At 46.2% G+C, this 1183-nt stretch carries 1 protein-coding gene; it reads right to left on the bottom strand.

Going from position 1 to position 1183, the window contains the following annotated elements:
• Positions 1-1182: peptidoglycan DD-metalloendopeptidase family protein (locus tag R7Q48_RS24470; protein WP_318132693.1), on the bottom strand; the 1182-nt coding region annotated here is incomplete at its 3' end.
• Position 1183: the final 1 nt, after the last annotated feature.

Genomic DNA, 1183 nt, shown 5'->3' with positions numbered 1-1183 from the left:
ATCCAGCTTGTCCATACTGACTTTTGCATTTGCCATGAAGGTTTGTCTTGCTTTACCTGTTAACGATTTGGATTGCGGTAAATTCACCGTTCTTGGGTTTTTGTGCACGCCATTTACTAGGAACTCATAATGTAAGTGAGGTCCTGTCACACGACCTGTCCCGCCAAGCGTACCGATAGTTTGACCTTGTTTAACACGTTGACCCGTTTTGACTGTGCGCTTCGTTAAGTGCAGATACTTGGTAATGTAAGTATTGCTGTGCTTGATGAACACGTAGTTCCCGTTGAACTTGTTGTAAGCCGATTTTTGCACCACACCATCACCAGCGGCCCAAATTGGCGTACCAACAGGTGCTGCGTAGTCAGTGCCTCGGTGAGGACGTACTCGACCCGTAACTGGGTGAAGACGACGTGGGTTAAAGTTTGAAGTCACGCGACGGAAATCCAGTGGAGCGCGCAAGAAGGCTTTTTTCATCGCTCGGCCATTTTCGTCGTAATATTTGCCCGTTTTTTCATCTAAAATAGCCGTAAACGTATCGCCCTGGTTTTTGAATATCGCAGCGATGATTTTTCCGCGACCAATGACTTCACCTTCTACAACTTCTTCTTGATACAGCACTCGGAAAGAGTCGTTTTTGCGAATATCGAGTGCGAAGTCGATATCCCAGCCAAAAATTCCTGCTAGCTCCATGATTTGGTTGCCATTCAAGCCAGACGAAATTCCTGCGTTCCAGAAGTTGGATTTGATGGTTGCCTCGGCGTAGTTGAATTGGTAATCGACCTCTTTTTTATCGACCTCAGAAACGTATTTGCCGTCTTGCAGTTTGATGCGAAAGGTTTCAAATGCGCTTAGCGTACGGCGCAGTTGAACCAAGTCGTTTTTCTCATCAAAACCAAATTGCAATTTATCGCCCGGACGAAGACGAGTTAACTGCTGTTCAATTTCTTTATCGGAGGACACTAACTCGTGCAGTAGACGAGCAGAGAGCCCCACTCGATTAAATAGAATGGCGGCGCTCTCGCCATTTTTTACTTTGTAAGTTTCCCAGCGCAAAACCGAAGACATCTGAGAAGCGCCATTTAATGTCGTCAATTCAAGTGAGATCGGCACAGGATAGTGTTGACCAACTTTTAATCGGCTTTGTTGCGGGTTGAGGTCTTGCGGATCGGGCAGAAAGAACAGT

The organism is Vibrio sp. 378, assembly GCF_033339435.1.
The sequence above is the reverse complement of the archived record's forward strand: the minus strand, read 5'-3'. Positions and strand labels throughout refer to the sequence as shown.